Genomic DNA, 20,594 nt, shown 5'->3' with positions numbered 1-20,594 from the left:
CCGTAAGGTGTTTGCCAATGCAGTAGTGGGAGAAGCAAGAATCCCCCTGCTTTAGTTGAGGGGAGTGTCAAGCCATTGTAGAAACTGCCGAATTTCACCGAAAGCCCCGATTCGGTGAAAAATATCATAGCAGGAATATTTTTTGTAATGTATACTATATTTGTTAGGGAATCCAGATATACCACAAAGCAGAAAGGAAAAAAGCGTATGAGAAGAAATTGGAAAAAAGCTTTATGTGGCATTTTGACAGGTTTTATGATTGCAACGGCGGCACCAGCTGCGGTTCCGGAGTTGATCAGTGCGACAGAAGTACAGGCGGCGATAAACGTAGCAACGCCGGCTATGTCTTCTATTAAGATCTCCGGCAGGAATAAGATTATTTTCAGCTGGAAACAGGTAAAAGGAGTTGCCGGATACCGGGTATACCGCAAGACCGGAAACAGCGGATGGAAAGCAGTAAAAACCCTCACAGGAAGCAAAAATGTTACGTTTACCGATACAAAAGTAAGTACCGGAGTAAGCTATACTTACACAGTGAGAGCTTACCGGAAATCCGGAAAAAATACGATCTGGAGTAGATATAATGAAAAAGGTCTGACAGCAATCGCAGGTCTGAATTATCTCACCCTGAATAAGACCAGCCTGACACTGGCATCGAAAAAAACTTATACACTGAAGATCAAAGGCACCAGTCTGAAACCGTCATGGAAGAGCAGCAACACAAATGTTGTCAAGATAACTTCTGTCGGAAAGATCACCGCGGTAAAAACAGGAACAGCGGTTATCACAGCGACTCTTGGTGGCAGAAAATTCACCTGCAAGGTTACTGTAAAGAATCCGACCTCGGCTAATACCAGATTGACGCAGAATTATAGCAAATTGAAAAAATACATCAGTCAGAAAGGCAAATATACTGAAGACGGAAATCAGTTTATAAATGTCAAAGTAGATAAAGAAAGTACTCTGATGATCGGTTATCTGAAGAAAGAAGATAAGATAGATATTGGGATGATGCTCTCTATGCCTTCAGATGGAATCCTTGCCGGACTGGATATTATCGGAAACTGTGTGAAATCTGATACGGTCAGTGTGAAGTCCGCCCTGTCTACAAATGAAGTCTTTCTGCTGGTGACTTCTTCTACAAAAGCATCTGCTTATAAAGGTCAGAATCTGACTTTCTTGTATACAAACGGAAAAAAAGCGATGACAGATCTGCAGGATTCTTCCAATATTATGATGAAAGCGACAATGAAAGTAGCAAATGATTATCTGAAAAAGAATTTAAATCTGACAATGAAAGATCTGGGATTCACTGCTTATAAATAACAGTAACATCCTATGATGATGCCGTTAATAAAATTCGGTTGACAAATTAGTATAGAAAGCATAAGATGATAGTAGCTAAGAAATGTGATGAAATTCAAACATTGGCAAAAACGAAAACCCCGGAAGTCTCGCACACTTCCGGGGTTTTCTATGCCGTTATGTAAGGGGGCTTAAGCCTTTCAGGCTGTTACTGCCTGTCGTTTCTGTCCAGCCATTTGCGAATATAGTAGCTAACTATATCCGCCGTAACAGAAACAAAAAATGTGATGATTAATTCGCACACTGGACTTCACCTCCTTTCTGCTGGAGGGTTGGCAGCAATTATAGTGTACTATAGTTTAGAACAAATTGGAACTATTGTGAGAAAATTTAATGCTCTTGACATTGATCATAATTCGCCTTATACTAAACCATGTAAATAACAGGGGAGCTTGTGATGGCAGGCTGAGAGGAAGTCTTCAACTTCGACCCTTATACCTGATTTGGATAATGCCAACGTAGGAACGTATAAGATGAATTTACGGGAGATACTTTGGTGTATCTCCTTTTTTATTGGATGCGGATGTTTTTATCCGATTGAATACGTAAGATCAGGATTTACAGGGAAGGGATCAAGAGCGAATGCTTTTAACCCCGGTATCGACAATTGAATATTGGGAAATTTGAGAGTGAACTGAGTTCATGAAGGGGTGCACCACCGCGGGTGTATTTCTTTGTGAACTCTTTTTTATTGACGAATAGCTTTTGAAGTTTCCGGAAAGGAGAGATCATGATCACAGTAAATGGTGAAAGCAGAACATTGGAAAAGCCGGTGACAGTAACAGAATATCTGGAAGCATGTAACTATGTTCCGGTGCAGGTTGTAGTAGAGCTGAATGAAGAGATCATTAAGAGAGACACTTACGATACAACAGTACTGAAAGATGGCGATGTTGTGGAGATTCTGCAGTTTATGGGCGGCGGAAGCTGCTGATGTCGCTATAGAGATAAAATTAGGTATATATACCACGGCAGTAACTGACAGATAAGTTACTGAAAAAATGCAAATGAAGAATGATCTGGCAGAAGAAGGCGCTGGTTATAAATCGGTGGAAATATTTTCTGCAAACAGACATAAAGAAAGGTGGACATAAAAAATGACAACAGCAAACACAAATGAAGACAAACTGATCCTGGGAGGCCATGAGTTTACTTCCCGTTTTATCCTTGGTTCCGGAAAATTTTCTCTGGAGCTTGTAAAAGCATGTATTGAAAAAGCAGGAACTCAGATCGTAACACTTGCCCTGCGCCGTGCAAATGAGGGTGGGCTTGCCAATATTCTTGACTATGTGCCGAAGGATGTTACTCTTCTTCCGAATACATCAGGAGCCAGAAATGCAGAGGAAGCAGTCCGTATCGCAAGACTTTCCCGCGAGCTTGGTTGTGGAGATTTTGTAAAGATCGAAGTTATCCATGACTCCAAATATCTTCTTCCGGATAATTACGAGACCATCAAGGCAACAGAGATCCTTGCAAAAGAGGGCTTTGTAGTTATGCCATACATGTATCCAGATCTGAATGCAGCCAGAGATCTGGTGAATGCAGGAGCTGCCTGTGTAATGCCACTTGGCTCTCCAATCGGTTCCAACAAAGGAATCTGTACAAAAGAATTCATCCAGATCCTTATCGACGAGATCGACCTTCCGATCATCGTGGACGCAGGAATCGGCCGCCCGTCACAGGCATGTGAGGCTATGGAAATGGGTGCTGCAGCAGTTATGGCAAATACAGCTATCGCAACTGCAGGAGACGTCCGTGTTATGGCGGAAGCCTTTAAGAAAGCTATTGAGGCAGGAAGAAGTGCATATCTTTCCGGTATGGGAAGAACTCTGGAGAGAGGTGCAAGTGCATCCTCACCACTGACCGGATTTCTTCATGAGTAAAATTGATAAATGAATGATTGAACGCAGAACACTAAGCGGGGGACAGGCACTGCCTGTGTAGTGAAACACAGGTATTGTCTGGTTTCAATCGAAATTAAGTTTACAGATATGCAGCAGTGAGGACCAGAGTATTGCTGCAATATATGAGAGGAGCGACATAAGAGTAATGGCAGAGACAGTACAGGCCAGTCAGCAGGACGGCCATTTTAATGAAAGTATCGTAAATGAAGAAATTCTGGAAGATATGAAAAAGAACCGTATCGATCACATGAAGTACCTTCCGGATATGGAACAGCTGGAAGAATCTGATGTAATGGATCAGGTTATTTCCGCAATGAACGCATATGATTATGATAAGTACACAGAAGCGGATGTACGGAGAGCGCTTGTTCATGACAACCGTACACCGGAGGATTTTAAAGCACTGCTTTCACCGGCAGCGCTGCCTCTTCTGGAAGAAATCGCACAGGCTGCACGGATCGAAACAAGGAAACATTTTGGAAACAGTATCTGCATGTTTACACCGATCTACATTGCAAACTACTGTGAGAACTACTGTATTTACTGTGGATTTAATTGCCACAACAAGATCCGCCGCGCACAGCTGAATGCAGATGAGATCGAGAAAGAGATGGCAGCCATTGCAGAAACCGGACTCCAGGAGATTCTGATCCTTACCGGAGAGAGCAAAACGAAATCTAATGTGGAATATATCGGAAAGGCTTGTGAGATCGCCCGGAAATATTTCAAGGTAGTCGGTCTTGAGGTGTATCCGATGAATTCTGATGAGTACGCATATCTTCACAAATGCGGCGCAGATTATGTGACAGTTTTCCAGGAAACCTATAATTCTGATAAATACGAAACTCTGCATCTGGCAGGTCACAAGAGGATTTTCCCATACAGGTTAAATACACAGGAGCGTGCGTTAAAAGGCGGCATGCGAGGTGTTGGTTTTGCGGCACTTCTGGGACTAGATGATTTCCGCAAGGATGCTTTTGCAACGGGATATCACGCATATCTTCTGCAGAGAAAATATCCACACGCAGAGATCGCTTTTTCCTGCCCGAGACTTCGTCCGATCATCAACAACGACAGGATCAATCCGAAGGATGTACACGAACCGCAGCTTTTGCAGGTAGTCTGTGCATATCGTCTGTTTATGCCGTTTGCAAGTATTACTGTATCCACCAGAGAGTGTGAGCGTGTCCGTGACAATCTGGTAAATATCGCAGCAACCAAGATCTCTGCAGGTGTCAGCACAGGAATCGGAAGCCATGTGGATGATATCGAAGATAAAGGCGACGATCAGTTTGAGATTTCCGACGGAAGATCCGTGGACGAAGTCTTTAACGCCCTGAAAGACCACGGCCTGCAGCCGGTCATGAATGATTATATTTATCTGTGAGATGAAGGCGGCGAAATCGGATCGTATAGACTACCGAGGATAACTTCTGTGGAATATGTGGAAAACCATCCGCCTGAAAGAGCGATTTTTCGGGGTGAGTGTGGATAACTGTTTCGGAAGAATGAATGCAGAAAGATTTTTGTCAAACAGAGGACAGTGCTGGAAGAATTTGTCGTCAGAACAAGAGTGATTTTTCAGTCCGGGTCTGATAAAATAAATGTAACAAGGAGGTCGTACGGAGAGTATTAAGATTTACAGAAGATAAAACGTCAGTGTAGAAATTTACAAAAGCATTTTCAAGGCACATCAGATAACGATATTGAACTAAAAAAGAGGTGCCCTATGGCAAATGCAAAACATGAAGATGCTGTTATGAAAATGGGTGTTGACTATTTTCGTGATACGATTCTGAAAAGTCTCGGAATTGATTATGATTTTGTGGAGGTTGGTCCGACTGAGCTGGTAGAGCTTACTATTCATTCAATGTATATGGATTTTACCTTTCTCACAAAACAGGGATTTTATATTCATATAGAATTTCAGACAACAGACAAGGGGGAAGAGGATTTACGAAGATTTCTTGCCTATGATGCGGTATATTCACATAAGACTGGAAAGAATGTTATTACATACGTGATTTATTCCGGAGGAATCCGGTCAGTAAAGGCTGAATTGAACATGGGCTTGTTTACTTATCGTATTCAGCCAGTTTATCTTAAAGAGAAAAATGCAGATGAGGTTTTTGTCAGAATGAAAGAAAAGCAGCTGCATGGAGAAGAACTGACCAAAGAAGATTATGCAATCTTGTCATTAACACCATTAATGTCAGGCTCTATGCAGATGAAGGATAAGATCAGAGAAGCAATCATTCTGGCAAAAAGAAATACAGATCTAACCGCAGAGAAAACAACAGCAATGTTATATACATTGGCAGATAAATTTCTGGATAATGCAGATTTGGACGAAATAAAGGAGGTCGTTGCGATGACGAGAATTGGTCAGATGTTATTAGATGAGGGAATGGAACGTGGAATGGAGTGTGGTATGGAGCGTGGCATGGAACAGGGCATGCAGCTGACACAATATTTACTGGATAACAACCGCACAGAAGATCTCAAACGTGCTGTCAAAGATGAAGCTTACCGCAAAAAACTCCTGGAAGAGCTGAATTCACAAGGTTGATTGCGTTTTCACAAAATCTTTCAACGGTGATGAAGAATATGCAAAAAAGAGTGCGAAATCTATGGATAACAGCTAAAAATCAGACATAAAAACCTGTAAAATTCGCCAAAATATCCCTGATTTCGAAAACTACTGAAAACGGTTTCCAATCTAATAGTTTTCATATGTACTTACTCATGTTTATAATAGCCCCAACAACAAAACACGAGGCAAAACACAGGAGGTAAGTATTATGAAAAGAAGATGGAAATCAGCAGTAGCAGCTCTTGCAGCAATAGCAACAATCGGAAGCCTTACAGGCGTAACCACCTATGCGGCGGACAGTGTCAGTATCACCAATGTATCTTATGATCCGACCAGAGAGCTTTACGAGCAGTACAACAAGAGCTTCCAGGAACACTGGAAGGAAAAAACAGGCCAGGATGTGGAGATCACACAGTCCCATGGTGGTTCCGGCAAGCAGGCACTTGAGGTTGCCAACGGACTGGAAGCAGATGTGGTAACACTGGCACTGGAGTATGATGTGGATGCGATCCAGGATGCAGGACTCATCGATGACGGATGGGTGGACGAATTTCCGGAGGACAGCGCTCCCTATACTTCGACGATTGTATTTCTTGTGAGAAAAGGAAATCCGAAGAACATCAAAGACTGGGACGATCTGGTAAAGAAAGATGTAGGTGTGATCACACCAAACCCGAAAACCTCCGGCGGAGCAAGATGGAACTATCTGGCAGCCTGGGCCTATGCAAAAGATAAATATAACGGAGACGAGGACAAAATTAAAGAATTCATCGGAGATCTTTACAAAAACGTACTTGTCCTGGACACCGGAGCCAGAGGCGCAACGACCTCTTTCGTGGAAAACGGACAGGGTGATGTACTGATTGCCTGGGAAAATGAAGCCTATCTTTCCGTAAAAGATTATCCGGACGACTACGAGATCGTAACACCAAGCATCAGCATCCTTGCACAGCCATCTGTAGCAGTAGTCGATAAAGTCGTAGACAAAAGAGGCACCAGAGATGTGGCAGAGGAATATCTGAATTATCTCTATTCCGATGAAGCACAGCGGATCGCCGGTGATAATTATTACCGTCCGTCAAACCAGGATATTCTGAAGGAATACTCCGATGTGTTTGACCTGGACATCAATCTTGTCACCATTGATGATTTCGGCGGATGGAAAAAGGCACAGGAAACACATTTCTCAGATGGAGGGATTTTTGATCAGATTTACGAAGGATAGACAGCAGAAGATATAGTTGGACACAATAACACAAAGAAGCTGCAGAACAGTGAAAAAACAGAGTCTGCAGCTTCTTTTATGTAAATATTGTGAATCACAAGGGATCAGGCATGGCTTCCTTCGGTCAGGGAACAGCCGTCCATTATACGGATCCCGTTTATGACATCCAGATAAGTGTCATACATTTCCTTCCATTCATCAGAGGCGTCCTTGGAGTACTGGCTGATGGTGGACAGAAGATCGTATTTTTTGCCGTCGACGGTTTCGATACGGCCGAGATAGCCCTGCCATACACTGTCCAGAGGCTGGTCTTGGTCTTCACCATTGTAATATCTGGCTTCCAGGGTCAGTACAGGAACATCCTCATTGTAATAAGTCAGTTTATATCCACCATTTTCGGTTTCGGTTGTTTCATAATGGCAGAGATATTTCCAGCGCTCCGGAGTGAGGACCTGGAAGTAATCCGTCATGGCCATATCCACACGCTCTGCGTAAACGAAATCTATGGATTTGATCAGCTCTGTGGCTTCCTTTTCGGCGGCTTTATCATAGGTATCTGACGGAGTCAGGACAAAAAGTCCGAATGTATAATCGTCAGCCTGGCATACAAGAGCATCTACATTTTTTTCTTCTTCGTTGACTTCGGTTAAGTATTGATATTTCGTGGCAGGATAAGATTCAAAGGTAAGATCCTTTTTGGTGATGATCTCACCCTTTACCGGATAGTATTCTGCCAGAAAACCCTTCAGGGAAGAATCCTCCAGAGAGGAATTCGGTACTTTTAAAACAAAGGCAGTGCTTTTTCCGCCATTTACGGAACGCTGCTCGAAATAACCTTCTTTTTCGGGCATGGATTCTCTGATCGTATCATCGGCAGGGAATCCAACCCGCATATGAAGCTCGCCGCGCTTTTCCGATTCAGAGGAATCTTCCGTGTTTGTATCGGAAGAGGAATTTGGGTATGAAGAATCGGAATCCTGCGAGGAGGAGTTTCCACTGGTATCGGAGGATTCTTCTGAAGAATCTCCGGAGGAGGAATCAGTTTCAGAATCGGAATATTCCTGAAGATTGCCGTAGTCATCAATATAATATTTATCTCTGGAGCCAATATATGTGGTTCCGGTGGCATCTTCTAGCCACACACTGCCGTCCTCATAATAATAATGAGGCTCAAAATAACCGTCCTGTTCGGTCCAGCCGGCATCGTTGCCTTCCATCAGTTCACCGGAATCCGGGTCAGGGGCATAATTACCTTCCCCGATATATTCATCCTCGGAACCATTGCGGTACCAGTAATCTCCGTTTTCATCCTGCCAGATGTACTGACCGTCATCGGTTGGAGGGTCAGAAGCGAGGACCGGGACTGCAGATATGGAAAGAGCGATCGCGCCTGTTAAAAGAACTAAGATTTTTTTATGCATAGGCACCTCCTGATAAATTGAGCAGCAGTTAGCTGCTTACTATTCTTTGATCATAAATTTTTACAAATAAAAAAGATCTGTCTGTTAAGTACATTGTAACAGACAGATCTCGATATCCGGAAATGTGAAGAAAAAGAGACATTTACGGGAAGCTGCTTACAGGTCTGGAAATATGCTATCCGATCGTGAAAAGGCCGGCTTACCGGCAGGTAAAAAGATATCCCTTCCCATAAACCGAGACAATGTCATACTCATCGGTATCTTCGGCACCGATCTTGGTCCGGAGGTTAAAGATATGCCGCCGTACCGTGCTGGTATCTGTTCCTGCACAGCTACCCCATACCGCTTCGTAGAGCTCCTTTGCAGAAAAAATCTTCTCCTGGTTTTCTGCAAGGAGACGCAGCAGAGAGAATTCGGTCCGGGTAAGGCCTGTGTCGGCATTATTGAGATATGCATGGCCGTCCGAAAGATCCAGCCGCAGGCTGCCGATGGTGATCTGACGGGAGGACTGAAATTTTTCTTTTATTTTTTCTTCCATTCGTTTCTGGCGTTCCAGAAGCATCTGGATCACGGCCAGAAATTCATCGAAATTATAAGGTTTGGTGAGATAATAGTCGCCTCCCTGCTGAAGTCCTTCTACCCGATCCCGGATATCACTTTTTCCGGTGAGAAAAAGAACCGGATTCATGGCTTTTTCGCGGAAGCGGCGGCAGATATCCAGACCGTTTCCGTCCGGAAGCATAATGTCCAGGATAAGAAGATCCGGCAGCTGTTCTTCAAGCTGATGATAGGCTTCGGCGGCTGTCTGTGCAGTGTGGACATCGTAGCCACGGCGCCGCAGCATCCGGCAGTTGGTATTCAGCACCTGTTCTTCATCCTCGACCATAAGGATAAGTGATTTCTTTTCATTCATTTATGATTCCTCCTCCGGAAGTGAGAAGAACACCTGAGTTCCCTCGCCTTCTTTACTTTTCAGCCATATTTTGCCGCCATGGGCAGTGATGATCTGATGACAGACATAGAGGCCTATGCCGTGCCGCCAGTAATCCTTATCAGCGGAAATATAACCCTTGAGTGCGTTTTTTCGCATTTCTTCTGACATGCCGGTTCCGGTGTCGGAGACGCAGATGGTCTGCCAGCCCGGTTCGCCGGTAAGAGAAATGGTGATGGTTCCGTTTTGGGTGTGACGCTCTGCATTGGAGATCAGATTGGTGACAACCTGGATCAGCCGTTCCGGATCAGCAGAGATTTCCGGGAGTCCGGATTGTGTCGTAAGGACCAGCTGATTGTTCTTTAAGCTTGGATGACTGCAGTAGTCTTTTTTTACAGAATACAAAAGACCGGACAGATCTGATGGGACAAGGGAAAGGGCAAGTCGTCCCTGCTCAATGGAAACCGTATCCATCAGATCCAGCACGATCCGGTCGATCCGCATTACCGACTGTTCAATGGTGCGGAGATTTTCCTGCATAAGAGAGAAATCCAGAGGCTCTTCCTCAAGGAGCTCGGAGGTGTCCCGCGCGTGGAGGGAAATGGAACTCAGAGGATTTTTAATCTCATGGGCAACGGTGGTCAGGAAGGTGGACTTGGCATTATCAAGGGAGCGCAGTCGCAGATTCTGTTCCTCCAGAAGGAGCTGCTGCTGGTTATATTCCTTCAGATGAAAATAGAGAACACTGCCGCAGACAATACTTACAGAGACAAACGCCAGAAGGATATCTGCCAGCCGGTCTGCTTCCGTGGCAAAAGGAGTTACAGTGTCCGGGAAATGGTATGCAACCAGACACAGTCCCATATAAAGGAGGATCTCCAGCAGGGAAACGATCAGAGCGCGTCTTTTTTCCAGCATCAGCACGGTAAAAATAATAGCAAACACAAAGAATGCCGGCATGCCGCCACGATAACCGCCGCTGGTAAAAAACATCACCGGAAAAACGAGCAGAAAGATCACGACAATGGTGATCAGGTAGCAGCGCTGATATTTTCCACTGTAATAGGAATAAAGAAAAAGCCCTCCGGAGATTGCAACCAGCGCAAAATTGATCAGTACATTTCTCCAGGAACCGGTCCCGAGACTGAGAAAGGCCATGATCAGGCTGATCACAGTACCTCCCAAGGCGAGGATGTTGAACAGCCGGACGCGGAAATCAAGGGTGGGACTGAATAAAGAGTGAAAAATATTCCGGAGCTTCGGGTTTATATTGATAGGGATCACCTCCTGTTCTTAATGTAGGTTTGTATGCCTGCGGGCATCTTTCTTTTGGTGCTGTAATTATCGTAACTGTTATAATTGTATCATGCTGTCGTATAGTTGTGTACACAAAAAAATACATTTAATCCCGTTTTCCTATTGACATACTATGAATAGTAGGTTAATATAAGTGTCAACAAAAGAAAGGGAAGAGGCTATGAACGAATACGGCTTTAATACAGGGCTGCTCCACGGCACCAACGAGAAATATCCACAGGGTGCAACACAGGTTCCAATCTATCAGAGCAGCGCATTCCGACATGACAGCGCGGAAGACCTGGAGAAAATTTTTGACAATAAAAAAATGGGCTTCTCCTATACAAGGATCAACAATCCTACGGTAGAGTCCTTTGAGAAGCGAGTGACCATGCTGGAGGATGGGATCGGTAGTGTGGCCTGTGCATCCGGAATGGCAGCGCTGACCAATGCGTTTCTGAACATTCTTCAGGCAGGAGATGAGATCGTGGCAGCCTGCGGACTGTATGGCGGAACTGTGGAATTGTTCGATGATCTGAAGCCTTTCGGGATTTCCGTAAAATATGTGAAAGAGAATAAGCCGGAAGCTTTTGAGGCAGAGATCACAGAGAAGACGCGACTTGTTTTTGCGGAGACCATTGGCAACCCCAAGCTGGATGTTACCGATATCCAGGCAGTTGCGGAAGTGGCACATAAGCATGACGTACCGCTGATCGTAGACAACACGGTGGCAACCCCGTATCTGATCCAGCCACTGAAGCTTGAAGCTGACATTGTGGTTCATTCCTCTTCCAAATATATCAATGGAAGCAGCGATGCCATCAGCGGTATTCTTGTCTGTGGTAAGGGTCTGAAATGGGACCCTGACCGATATCCGGGACTTGCTCCATACCGGAAATTCGGACCATTTGCATACATCGCCAAGCTTAGAAACGGACTTTTCCGGAACACTGGCGCGTGTCTTGCTCCGCAGAATGCTTTCCTTAATAACCTGGGACTGGAAACCCTGGGACTTCGAATGCAGAGACAGTGTGACAATGCACTGGAGCTTGCGAGATTTTTACAGGGCCTGGGTGGTGACATTGAAGTAAATTATCCGGGACTGGAAGAAAGCCCTTATCACGAAATTGCGGAAAAGCAGTTCAGGAATGGCTACGGAGCTATCGTAACTGTAAGAACCGGAAGCAAGGAGAAGGCTTTTTCCATTATCAATTCCCTGAATATCCCGCTGATCATCTCCAACATCGGAGATACGAAGACTCTGGTGATCCATCCGGAATCCACCATCGCGGCACACATCTCCGATGAAGAGAAGCTGCAGTCCGGAGTATTCGAGGATCTGATCCGCATCAGTGTGGGAATTGAAGATATTGAAGATTTAAAAGAAGATTTCAAACAAGCGATAGAAAATAACCGATAAAATCTAAGAGCTGCACCAGCAGAGAAATGGAGAGTTCGTTATGGCAAAAGTAGATTACGCTACATTAAAAAAAGGTGGTTTCATGAGACAGAAGCAGAAGAATAATTTTTCTCTTCGTCTTGCCTGTGTAGGCGGTACACTTACCGCAGAAAACCTTAAGAAGATCGCAGAGGTAGCTGAGAAATACGGTGACGGATATGTACATCTTACTTCCAGACAGGGAGTTGAGATCCCGTTCATTAAATTAGATGATATTGATGATGTAAAAGATGATCTTGCGAAAGGCGGATGCAAGCCCGGTGTCTGCGGACCGAGAGTACGTACAGTTACAGCCTGCCAGGGCAATGCTGTCTGTCCAAGCGGAAACATCAACAGCTATGACATTGCGGTGAAATTAAATGAGAGATATTTCGGAAGAGAGCTTCCTCATAAATTCAAATTCGGTGTTACCGGATGCCAGAACAACTGTCTGAAGGCAGAGGAGAATGATGTAGGGATCAAGGGAGCAGCTGAGGTCAGCTGGAAAGAGGATGCATGTATCCACTGTGGTGTCTGCGAAAAGGCCTGCAGAGAAAATGCCATCTCCTTTGAGGAGGACAAGCTGGTGATCGATACAGAGAAATGTAACTACTGCGGCAGATGTGCAAAATCCTGTCCGGTGGATGCATGGGATGTAAACGAAGCATATATCGTTTCCTTTGGCGGAACGTTTGGAAATCACATCAGCAAGGGACAGGAATTCCTTCCGCTGATCACCTCTGAGGAGCAGCTTTTCAGAGTGACCGATGCAGCGATCCAGTTCTTTGATGATCATGCAAATCCGGGAGAGCGTTTTAAATTTACCATCGACCGGGTAGGCGCTGAAAAACTTCAGGAAGTTTTGAAAGGAGCATACAATGGCTGATATTAAGATTGATGATACAGTAGATATTACCGATGTAGTTTGCCCGGTAACCTTTGTAAAAGCAAAAGTAGCACTTGAGGAACTGGACGACGGACAGATCCTGGCGATCAAAATGAACGATGGCGAGCCGGTACAGAATGTACCGAGAAGCGTGAAGGAAGAAGGACATCAGATCCTGAAGCTCGAGGACAACGAAGACGGAACTTATACACTGATCGTAAGAAAAGTTGAAGAATAGGAGAACAGAGAAATGACAATCACAGTTGCAGGAAATAAAAAAGAGTACGAAGACGGACTGAAGCTTACAGAGCTTATTGAGAAAGAGGATATTGAAAGTCCTGAGTATGTAACCGTAACTATCAACGATGAATTCATCAGCAAGGCAGACGTTCCGGAAACAGGGGTAAAGGACGGCGACGTTGTTGAGTTCCTGTACTACATGGGAGGAGGCGCAAGATAATGGCTTTTACAAATGAGCAGCTTGAGCGGTACTCCCGCCATATCATACTGAAGGAGGTTGGAGTAAAAGGTCAGAAAAAGCTTCTGAATGCCAAGGTTCTGATCATCGGAGCCGGCGGACTTGGAGCACCGGCAGCCCTTTACCTTGCAGCAGCAGGTGTGGGAACCATCGGGATCGCGGATGCAGATGAAGTAGATCTTTCCAATCTTCAGCGACAGGTCATCCACACAACTGCAGATGTCGGCAAACTGAAGGTAGAGTCTGCGGCTGAGACCATGAAAGCAATCAACCCGGACGTTACTGTAAATACATATCATACCTTTGTAGATTCCAGCAACATCATGGATCTGATCAAAGATTACGATTTCATTCTTGACGGAACAGACAACTTTCCTGCAAAATTCCTGATCAACGATGCTTGTGTAATGGCTGAGAAACCGTTTTCACATGCAGGAATCATCCGTTTCCAGGGACAGCTGATGACTTACGTTCCGGGACAGGGCCCATGCTACAGATGTGCGTTCCAGAGCCCGCCGCCAAAGGATGCCGTACCGACCTGTAAGCAGGCTGGCGTGATCGGAGCCATGGGCGGAGTGATCGGAAGCCTTCAGGCAATGGAAGCGATCAAGTACATCATCGGACAGGGTGATCTTCTTACAGGAAGACTTCTTACCTACGATGCACTGAAGATGACATTCCGTACCGTGAAGCTTCCGAAGAATCATCATTGCCCGGTATGCGGCGATGATCCGACGATCACAGAACTGATCGATTATGAGCAGGCTGTGTGTGAACTGAAGCACTAAAGAATTGTCTGCGGGTGCAGACGTTATAAATTAAGTATAGAAACCCATTGGAGGCTGCGAAGATAATGCTGAAATTAAAAAAAGAAGATTACGAAAAAATATTAGACCACTGCAGAAAGGGACTTCCCAATGAGTCCTGCGGCCTTCTGGGCGGGACCATTGAGGACGATGTAAAAACCATCGAGAAGGTGTATCTGCTGACAAATATCGATGAAAGCAACGAACACTTTTCCATGGACCCGAAGGAACAGCTGAGCGCGATCAAGGATATCCGTCAGAACGGATATCAGATGATCGGAAACTTTCATTCTCATCCGGAGTCTCCGTCAAGGCCTTCCGAAGAAGATAAACGACTTGCATTTGACCCGAACATCGAATATCTGATCCTTTCCCTTATGGATGCAGAAAATCCGGTGTTGAAGGCCTTTGGCGTAGATAAAGAGAAAAATGTAACTGTACATGAGCTTCAGATAACAGAGTGATGAGTATGAAAAACAGATTAAACACAAAGGAAATTACAACAGATGTGCTGATCATAGGCGGAGGTACCGCAGGCTGCTATGCGGCGCTGGTTCTCTCAGAACAGAAAGCCGGCAGGGTATTGATCGCAGAAAAAGCAAATATCAGACGAAGCGGCTGTCTGGCAGCAGGTGTTAATGCAATCAATGCCTACATTGTAAAAGGCCGCAAGCCGCAGGATTATGTAGATTATGCAACAAAGGATGCCGCCGGGATCGTAAGGCAGGACCTTCTTCTTACAGCAGCGGAGAATTTCAACGAAGTTACTGCAAAGATGGAAAAGCTTGGGCTTGTGATCCTGAAGGATGAAAATGGTGATTATGTAGCCAGAGGAAATCGTAACATCAAGATCAACGGTGAAAATTTTAAACCACTTCTTGCTAATGCAGTTCATAAAGCTGAGAACGTAGACGTTCTGAATTATGTAAATATCACAGACCTTCTTGTAAAAGACGGACAGGTTTACGGAGCGGTTGGTTTCTCTATTATGGAAGAAACTGCATACATTATCCGGGCAAAGGCAGTTCTTGCTGCAACAGGCGGAGCGGCCGGACTTTATAAGCCGAACAATCCGGGATTTTCCAGACATAAGATGTGGTATCCGCCGTTTAACACAGGTGCCGGATACGCAATGGGAATCCTGGCAGGTGCGGAGATGACGTCCTTTGAGATGCGTTTTATCGCACTTCGCTGCAAGGATACCATTGCTCCTACGGGAACCATCGCACAGGGTGTCGGCGCAAAACAGATCAATGCAGCTGGCGAGATCTATGAGACAAAATACGGACTGACCACAAGCGAGAGAGTTTACGGAACAGTTCGGGAAAATCAGCTTGGCCACGGCCCGTGTTACCTGAAGACTACAGGGATCACGAAGGAACAGGATGAAGATCTTCTGAAGGCTTATCTCAACATGGCACCGAGCCAGACTCTGAAATGGATCGAAAGCGGAAAGAGCCCTAGCGAGCAGGATGTGGAGATCCAGGGAACAGAGCCGTATATCGTAGGCGGTCATACAGCCAGCGGCTACTGGGTAAATACAGGCCGTGAAACCACGGTAAAGGGGCTATATGCAGCCGGTGATGTTGCAGGTGGATGTCCGCAGAAATATGTAACAGGAGCTCTTGCAGAAGGAAAGCTTGCAGCATTGGATATGGTGAAACAGTTTAAGGCCGGAACTCTGAAGGAAGCAGATATTCAGACTGAGACAGAGATTAAGGTTCAGGAAGGGGAAATTCTTTCTCAGTACGAAAAGTTCCGAAATGAAGACGCACCGGCATTTTCCGTGGAAGAACTGGAAGAGGCTATGCAGAAAGTCATGGATGAATATGCGGGAGGAATTGCTTCTAATTATCAGTTTAATGAGAAGCAGCTTGCTCTTGCAGATGAAAAAATCCTTCAGCTTCAGGCTCTTGCCGAAAAAACAGCGGCAGCAGATATGCATGAGCTGATGTTTGCATATGAACTTCGTGAGCGTCTCATTGTGTGCCGTTCACTGATCGCTCATCTGAAAAACCGCAAAGAGACCAGATGGCATTCTTTTAACGAAAATCTGGATCATCCGGAAACAGATGAGAAATTTTATAAATATGTAAATTCGAAACTGGAAAACGGCGAGATCAGGATGATTTTTCGCGACATTGTAAAGGAGGACACATATGAGCATACGAATTGATCAGAAAAAATGTGTTGGCTGCAGAAAATGCAGTGAAGTATGTCCGGGAACCCTGATCGTCATGGAAGACAAAAAAGCCGTGATGAAATATCCGAAAAACTGCTGGGGCTGCGTTTCCTGTGTAAAGGAATGTAAAGCCGGTGCCATCGACTTTTTCCTTGGTGCGGATATCGGCGGGAACGGAAGTATCATGAATGTAAAAAGCGAAGTGGATATCCTTCATTGGATCATTACAAAAACGGACGGTTCTACATTCGTGATCGATGTGGATCGACGGAATTCGAATAAATATTAGACCAGAAGATAAGTGCTGCCGGTTCTGGCGGCCGGAACAGGAGGATGAGATCAGATATGAGTGGATTATCACATTTGGATGAGCTGGAAGCAGAGGCAATTTATATCATCCGTGAAGTTGCAGCAGAGTGCGAGAAGCCGGTAATGCTTTATTCTATAGGAAAAGACAGTTCTGTAATGCTTCATCTTGCAATGAAGGCTTTTTATCCGGAGAAACCGCCATTTCCGTTTCTTCACGTAAATACAACATGGAAATTTAAAGAAATGATAGAGTTTCGTGACAAAACCGCGAAGGATCTGGGAATCGAAATGCTTGAGTACATTAATCAGGATGGTGTGAAGCAGGGGATCAATCCTTTTGACAGCGGCTCCGCATACACAGATATCATGAAAACGCAAGCACTGAAGCAGGCTCTTAAGAAATATGGTTTCACAGCTGCTTTTGGCGGCGGTCGTCGTGACGAGGAGAAAAGCCGTGCAAAAGAGCGTATCTTCTCCTTCCGTAATGCAGAGCAGGCCTGGGATCCGAAGAACCAGCGTCCGGAGATGTGGAAGCTTTATAATACTGAGATCAATAAAGGCGAAAGCATCCGTGTTTTTCCGATTTCCAACTGGACTGAGACGGATATCTGGCAGTATATTAAGAGAGAAAATATCCCGATCGTTCCTCTTTATTTTGCAAAAGAGCGTCCGGTTGTATACAGAGACGGCAACATTATCATGGTGGATGACGACAGAATGCGCCTGAACCCGGGGGAGGAGCCGCAGATGAAAAAGGTTCGTTTCCGTACTCTCGGATGCTATCCTCTGACAGGTGGTATCGAGTCTGATGCGGAGACACTGGACGAGATCATTGACGAGACCTTAAGCTCTGTGGAATCTGAGAGAACCACACGTGTTATTGATTCCGACGGCGGAGCTGCAAGTATGGAAAAAAGAAAGAGAGAGGGGTACTTCTAGGATGAGCGGATTACTGAAATTTATCACTTGCGGAAGTGTAGATGATGGAAAATCTACACTGATCGGTCATATTCTTTATGATTCCAAGCTTTTATATGCGGACCAGGAAAAAGCCCTTCTTCTGGACAGCAAGGTAGGTTCCAGAGGTGGTGCCATTGATTATTCTCTTCTTCTGGATGGCCTGATGGCAGAACGTGAGCAGGGAATCACCATTGATGTTGCGTATCGTTATTTTACAACCGATAAAAGAAGCTTTATCGTTGCGGATACTCCCGGACATGAGGAGTATACAAGGAACATGGCGGTTGGAGCTTCCTTTGCTCAGCTTTCCATTATTCTTGTGGATGCGAAGCAGGGGGTTCTGGTGCAGACAAGGCGTCATGCACGTATCTGCGCTCTGATGGGTATCCATCATTTTGTATTTGCTGTGAACAAAATGGATCTTGTTGATTACAGTGAGAGTCGTTTTAATGAGATCGTAAAGGATATCAATGAGCTTTCTGAGACTCTGGGGCTTCAGGATGTTGTGATCATTCCTGTCAGTGCTACAGAGGGTGATAACGTAACGAAGAAGTCTCCGAATATGCCCTGGTATACGGGAAAAGCTCTTCTGGAGCATCTTGAGACTGTGGATGTTTCAGAGGCTGAGAATGTCAGCGAATTTTATCTGCCTGTTCAGCGTGTTTCTCGTCCAAACCATGAATTTCGCGGTTTCCAGGGCCAGATCGAGAGTGGCCGGGTTCATGTAGGCGATATCATCACAACGCTCCCCAGCAACGAGACAGCGGCTGTTAAGACGATCCTGGTGGGCAGTGACGATCGTGAAGAGGCTGTTGCCGGCCAGGCTGTTACGATACAGCTGGATAAAGAGGTGGATGTAAGCCGTGGATGTGTTCTTACCAATAATAATGAGATCCCTGTTGCAAAGGGCTTTGAGGCTACGCTTCTATGGATGGATGATTCCAGGCTTGAAGTGGGCAAGGAGTATCTTGTGAAGGTTGGTACGAAGAAGATTGCTGGTGTGGTTAAAAGTATCGAGTTTAAGACGGATGTAAATACCGGGGAGCATCTGCATGCGGATACGATCGAGAAGAATGAGATCGCTCTTTGCAAAATCGGTCTTTCTGATAAGGTTGTGCTGGATGAGTTTAAGAGGAATAAGACTCTTGGTGAGCTGATCCTGATCGACCGTGTGAGTCATATGACTTCTGCATGTGGTGTTGTGGAATCGGTTGATACTGAGGGGGAGAAGCCTTATTTCCAGAAGGATGATGTGAAGGTTGGCGGTTATGTTTTTGAGGAGTTTTATTTTAACCTTGAGAATGCGCTGCTTTCCAAGGCGGATAAAGAGGTTAAGACTTATCATGTAGGGGATGTGGTGCCTGTTGAGGGTGACAGCTTTGAGTATCCGGGCTATTTTGATATTGTGTCTCTGGAGGATAGCGCGGCTGTTCTGATCCGTGATAAGAGGGTGCAGGATATTATTCCGCTGGATGAGTATGTGTTTATGGGGCTTCCTGTTGTGGATGAGAGAGGTTTTGCCCTGGAGATTCGCAGTAATGATGATTATCAGATGTTTTTGAGGGAATTTGAGGCTGCTGATAATAAGTCGGAGTTTCATAATAAGTGGTTTAAGTTTGAGACTTACAGGAGGATTGTCTGCACGGATAATTTCTGGATGATCTGATGTTGGGTTACTTATAGTTTCTATAGTTATGTGTGTAAGAGGCTGCATGTGTGGCCTCTTTTCTTTGGGTGTTGCGGGATTTCGTGGTTTGACGGACGCCGAGGAGCTGGCATATGGGCGGGACAGGCTTCGTCGGTGGAAACTACTAAGACTCTGAAAGGTGGCTAAAAGCGTTTTCCAAAAGTCCGAACTCGCTGCGCTCAGACAGCGAACTTTTGAAAAACAACGCCACCTTCCAGAGCCTAAGTAGTTGTCACACCTCCTGCAGAGCGCCCCGCCCATATGCCAGCTCCTCGGCTGTGCACACAGGCCGGTTGCTGAAAGTGAACAGTTCGAGATAGTATTCAATGATGCATGGCAGTAGAGTGTCATACAGAAATTGTTCAGGAGGAATGTTGTATCTAAGAATCAGCTCGGCACAACGTTCCGGAATAATATCGGCTCAGACAGTAATCAGCTTGGCATAAGATTCCATAATAAAAGTCAGTCGCATTATATATCGAAGATGTAGCGCTTGTTCCGTGCCCAAGAGGGTGGGGGGCAGGGAAGCCCTCGGACTTCGGAACTCTGAGATGGACTTCCCCTGCGCTGTCCACACGGACAGCGTGTCGTGCGTAGCCACCTGTCTAAGGGGATAATATGATTGGTCAATCGCGCTAAGATAAAATTAATGTAAAAAAATGAAAAAAAGGTGTTGACAAAACTTATATCTTTCGGATATAATTAACCATGCGTTTCGGATGAAAACACAGAAGAAATGCACTCCAATTTAATAAGAAATTATAAGTTCGGAGTCTGGAGAAGTACTCAAGAGGCCGAAGAGGTGCCCCTGCTAAGGGTATAGGTCGCTAACGCGGCGCGAGGGTTCAAATCCCTCCTTCTCCGTTATTTTTTTGAAAAAAATAAATTTTTCAAAAAAATGAAAAAACTTGTTGACAAACGCTTGTGGATGTGATAAAGTAAACAGGCTGTCAGCGAGACAGAGATTCATCAAAAAAGAGTTTGAAAAAAGTTGAAAAAAGTACTTGACAAACGATTTAAGATGAGATAAAATAAACGAGCTGTCTGAGAGACAGACGCAACAAACCTTGATAACTAAACAGTGAAACACATACGATTCTCGAAAATTTCTTT

19 protein-coding genes, 1 tRNA gene and 1 riboswitch are annotated in these 20,594 nt (G+C 45.0%); of the genes, 17 read left to right on the top strand and 3 right to left on the bottom strand.

Features of this window, described 5'->3' with window-relative positions; all coding sequences use genetic code 11:
- Nucleotides 1-207 precede the first annotated feature (207 nt).
- From NE638_RS16430 to NE638_RS16405, 6 genes are all read left to right on the top strand, one after another.
- Entirely contained in the window at nt 208-1,326 is a 1,119-nt protein-coding gene (locus tag NE638_RS16430) for a hypothetical protein (RefSeq protein ID WP_147419601.1), read from the top strand.
- 413 nt (nt 1,327-1,739) lie between these two features.
- Nucleotides 1,740-1,847: riboswitch (TPP riboswitch) on the top strand.
- Nucleotides 1,848-2,095: 248 nt separating this feature from the next.
- A complete protein-coding gene (gene thiS / locus NE638_RS16425) occupies nt 2,096-2,299 on the top strand; it encodes a sulfur carrier protein ThiS (protein ID WP_015526603.1) in 204 nt (67 codons plus the stop codon).
- Nucleotides 2,300-2,462: 163 nt separating this feature from the next.
- Nucleotides 2,463-3,248, top strand: a complete 786-nt coding sequence (locus NE638_RS16420; protein WP_015526604.1) for a thiazole synthase — start codon at nt 2,463-2,465, stop codon at nt 3,246-3,248.
- Between the two features lie 166 nt (nt 3,249-3,414).
- Entirely contained in the window at nt 3,415-4,656 is a 1,242-nt protein-coding gene (gene thiH, locus NE638_RS16415; protein WP_021650467.1) for a 2-iminoacetate synthase ThiH, read from the top strand.
- 342 nt (nt 4,657-4,998) lie between these two features.
- Nucleotides 4,999-5,838 (top strand): hypothetical protein, encoded by an 840-nt coding sequence (locus NE638_RS16410; RefSeq protein ID WP_173723491.1) that lies wholly within the window; start codon nt 4,999-5,001, stop codon nt 5,836-5,838.
- A 232-nt stretch (nt 5,839-6,070) separates the two neighbouring features.
- Nucleotides 6,071-7,087, top strand: coding sequence for a sulfate ABC transporter substrate-binding protein (locus tag NE638_RS16405; protein ID WP_059086478.1), 1,017 nt, complete (start codon nt 6,071-6,073; stop codon nt 7,085-7,087).
- 104 nt (nt 7,088-7,191) lie between these two features.
- On the opposite strand, the gene NE638_RS16400 is transcribed toward NE638_RS16405, so the two are convergent.
- The 3 genes from NE638_RS16400 to NE638_RS16390 all read right to left on the bottom strand — a co-directional run bounded on the left by NE638_RS16400 (nt 7,192) and on the right by NE638_RS16390 (nt 10,612).
- Nucleotides 7,192-8,508 (bottom strand): hypothetical protein, encoded by a 1,317-nt coding sequence (locus tag NE638_RS16400; protein ID WP_147602789.1) that lies wholly within the window; start codon nt 8,506-8,508, stop codon nt 7,192-7,194.
- A gap of 199 nt (nt 8,509-8,707) precedes the next feature.
- Entirely contained in the window at nt 8,708-9,421 is a 714-nt protein-coding gene (locus NE638_RS16395; protein WP_173740126.1) for a response regulator transcription factor, read from the bottom strand.
- Entirely contained in the window at nt 9,422-10,612 is a 1,191-nt protein-coding gene (locus tag NE638_RS16390) for a sensor histidine kinase (RefSeq protein ID WP_250789772.1), read from the bottom strand.
- Nucleotides 10,613-10,916: 304 nt separating this feature from the next.
- On the opposite strand from NE638_RS16390, the gene NE638_RS16385 reads away from it, so the two are divergent.
- The 11 genes from NE638_RS16385 (at nt 10,917) to NE638_RS16335 (ending at nt 20,345) form a co-directional block, all read left to right on the top strand.
- On the top strand, nt 10,917-12,155 hold the full coding sequence (locus tag NE638_RS16385; RefSeq protein ID WP_173746739.1) for an O-acetylhomoserine aminocarboxypropyltransferase/cysteine synthase family protein: 1,239 nt from the start codon (nt 10,917-10,919) through the stop codon (nt 12,153-12,155).
- A 40-nt stretch (nt 12,156-12,195) separates the two neighbouring features.
- Nucleotides 12,196-13,059, top strand: coding sequence for a 4Fe-4S binding protein (locus NE638_RS16380; RefSeq protein ID WP_173746738.1), 864 nt, complete (start codon nt 12,196-12,198; stop codon nt 13,057-13,059).
- Nucleotides 13,052-13,297 carry a sulfurtransferase TusA family protein gene (locus tag NE638_RS16375; protein ID WP_015526613.1) on the top strand — a complete coding sequence of 82 codons (246 nt, stop codon included), beginning with the start codon at nt 13,052-13,054 and terminating at the stop codon, nt 13,295-13,297. The genes NE638_RS16380 and NE638_RS16375 overlap by 8 nt, the downstream gene beginning before the upstream one ends.
- 12 nt (nt 13,298-13,309) lie before the next feature.
- Nucleotides 13,310-13,519: a sulfur carrier protein ThiS gene (gene thiS / locus NE638_RS16370; protein WP_173746736.1), complete on the top strand. Its 210-nt coding sequence runs from the start codon at nt 13,310-13,312 to the stop codon at nt 13,517-13,519.
- A complete protein-coding gene (gene thiF / locus NE638_RS16365; protein WP_015526615.1) occupies nt 13,519-14,325 on the top strand; it encodes a thiazole biosynthesis adenylyltransferase ThiF in 807 nt (268 codons plus the stop codon). Before thiS (NE638_RS16370) ends, thiF begins: the two co-directional genes overlap by 1 nt.
- Before the next feature lie 65 nt (nt 14,326-14,390).
- Nucleotides 14,391-14,807, top strand: a complete 417-nt coding sequence (locus NE638_RS16360) for a M67 family metallopeptidase (protein ID WP_059086473.1) — start codon at nt 14,391-14,393, stop codon at nt 14,805-14,807.
- A gap of 5 nt (nt 14,808-14,812) precedes the next feature.
- Nucleotides 14,813-16,519, top strand: coding sequence for an adenylyl-sulfate reductase subunit alpha (locus NE638_RS16355; RefSeq protein WP_173746734.1), 1,707 nt, complete (start codon nt 14,813-14,815; stop codon nt 16,517-16,519).
- Nucleotides 16,503-16,814 (top strand): 4Fe-4S dicluster domain-containing protein, encoded by a 312-nt coding sequence (locus NE638_RS16350; RefSeq protein ID WP_173740123.1) that lies wholly within the window; start codon nt 16,503-16,505, stop codon nt 16,812-16,814. Before NE638_RS16355 ends, NE638_RS16350 begins: the two co-directional genes overlap by 17 nt.
- A gap of 56 nt (nt 16,815-16,870) precedes the next feature.
- Nucleotides 16,871-17,773 carry a sulfate adenylyltransferase subunit CysD gene (gene cysD, locus NE638_RS16345; protein ID WP_015526618.1) on the top strand — a complete coding sequence of 301 codons (903 nt, stop codon included), beginning with the start codon at nt 16,871-16,873 and terminating at the stop codon, nt 17,771-17,773.
- A 1-nt stretch (nt 17,774) separates the two neighbouring features.
- Nucleotides 17,775-19,460 carry a sulfate adenylyltransferase subunit 1 gene (locus tag NE638_RS16340; protein WP_173740122.1) on the top strand — a complete coding sequence of 562 codons (1,686 nt, stop codon included), beginning with the start codon at nt 17,775-17,777 and terminating at the stop codon, nt 19,458-19,460.
- Between the two features lie 797 nt (nt 19,461-20,257).
- Nucleotides 20,258-20,345: transfer RNA gene (locus tag NE638_RS16335), tRNA-Ser, on the top strand.
- The last annotated feature ends 249 nt before the right edge of the window (nt 20,346-20,594 follow it).

The organism is Blautia sp. MSK.18.38 (genome assembly GCF_024460535.1).
GTDB lineage: Bacteria > Bacillota > Clostridia > Lachnospirales > Lachnospiraceae > Blautia_A > Blautia_A fusiformis.
The sequence above is the reverse complement of the archived record's forward strand: the minus strand, read 5'-3'. Positions and strand labels throughout refer to the sequence as shown.

What these genes read in the sequence shown, in the direction of transcription:
- NE638_RS16395 (WP_173740126.1), bottom strand. Translation starts at nt 9,421, where the DNA reads ATGAATGAAAAGAAATCACTTATCCTTATGGTCGAGGATGAAGAACAG.
- thiS (WP_173746736.1), top strand. Translation starts at nt 13,310, where the DNA reads ATGACAATCACAGTTGCAGGAAATAAAAAAGAGTACGAAGACGGACTG.
- thiF (WP_015526615.1), top strand. Translation starts at nt 13,519, where the DNA reads ATGGCTTTTACAAATGAGCAGCTTGAGCGGTACTCCCGCCATATCATA.
- NE638_RS16340 (WP_173740122.1), top strand. Translation starts at nt 17,775, where the DNA reads ATGAGCGGATTACTGAAATTTATCACTTGCGGAAGTGTAGATGATGGA.
- NE638_RS16430 (WP_147419601.1), top strand. Translation starts at nt 208, where the DNA reads ATGAGAAGAAATTGGAAAAAAGCTTTATGTGGCATTTTGACAGGTTTT.
- NE638_RS16410 (WP_173723491.1), top strand. Translation starts at nt 4,999, where the DNA reads ATGGCAAATGCAAAACATGAAGATGCTGTTATGAAAATGGGTGTTGAC.
- NE638_RS16380 (WP_173746738.1), top strand. Translation starts at nt 12,196, where the DNA reads ATGGCAAAAGTAGATTACGCTACATTAAAAAAAGGTGGTTTCATGAGA.
- NE638_RS16375 (WP_015526613.1), top strand. Translation starts at nt 13,052, where the DNA reads ATGGCTGATATTAAGATTGATGATACAGTAGATATTACCGATGTAGTT.
- cysD (WP_015526618.1), top strand. Translation starts at nt 16,871, where the DNA reads ATGAGTGGATTATCACATTTGGATGAGCTGGAAGCAGAGGCAATTTAT.
- NE638_RS16405 (WP_059086478.1), top strand. Translation starts at nt 6,071, where the DNA reads ATGAAAAGAAGATGGAAATCAGCAGTAGCAGCTCTTGCAGCAATAGCA.
- NE638_RS16350 (WP_173740123.1), top strand. Translation starts at nt 16,503, where the DNA reads ATGAGCATACGAATTGATCAGAAAAAATGTGTTGGCTGCAGAAAATGC.
- NE638_RS16420 (WP_015526604.1), top strand. Translation starts at nt 2,463, where the DNA reads ATGACAACAGCAAACACAAATGAAGACAAACTGATCCTGGGAGGCCAT.
- NE638_RS16360 (WP_059086473.1), top strand. Translation starts at nt 14,391, where the DNA reads ATGCTGAAATTAAAAAAAGAAGATTACGAAAAAATATTAGACCACTGC.
- NE638_RS16355 (WP_173746734.1), top strand. Translation starts at nt 14,813, where the DNA reads ATGAAAAACAGATTAAACACAAAGGAAATTACAACAGATGTGCTGATC.
- thiH (WP_021650467.1), top strand. Translation starts at nt 3,415, where the DNA reads ATGGCAGAGACAGTACAGGCCAGTCAGCAGGACGGCCATTTTAATGAA.
- NE638_RS16400 (WP_147602789.1), bottom strand. Translation starts at nt 8,508, where the DNA reads ATGCATAAAAAAATCTTAGTTCTTTTAACAGGCGCGATCGCTCTTTCC.
- NE638_RS16385 (WP_173746739.1), top strand. Translation starts at nt 10,917, where the DNA reads ATGAACGAATACGGCTTTAATACAGGGCTGCTCCACGGCACCAACGAG.
- thiS (WP_015526603.1), top strand. Translation starts at nt 2,096, where the DNA reads ATGATCACAGTAAATGGTGAAAGCAGAACATTGGAAAAGCCGGTGACA.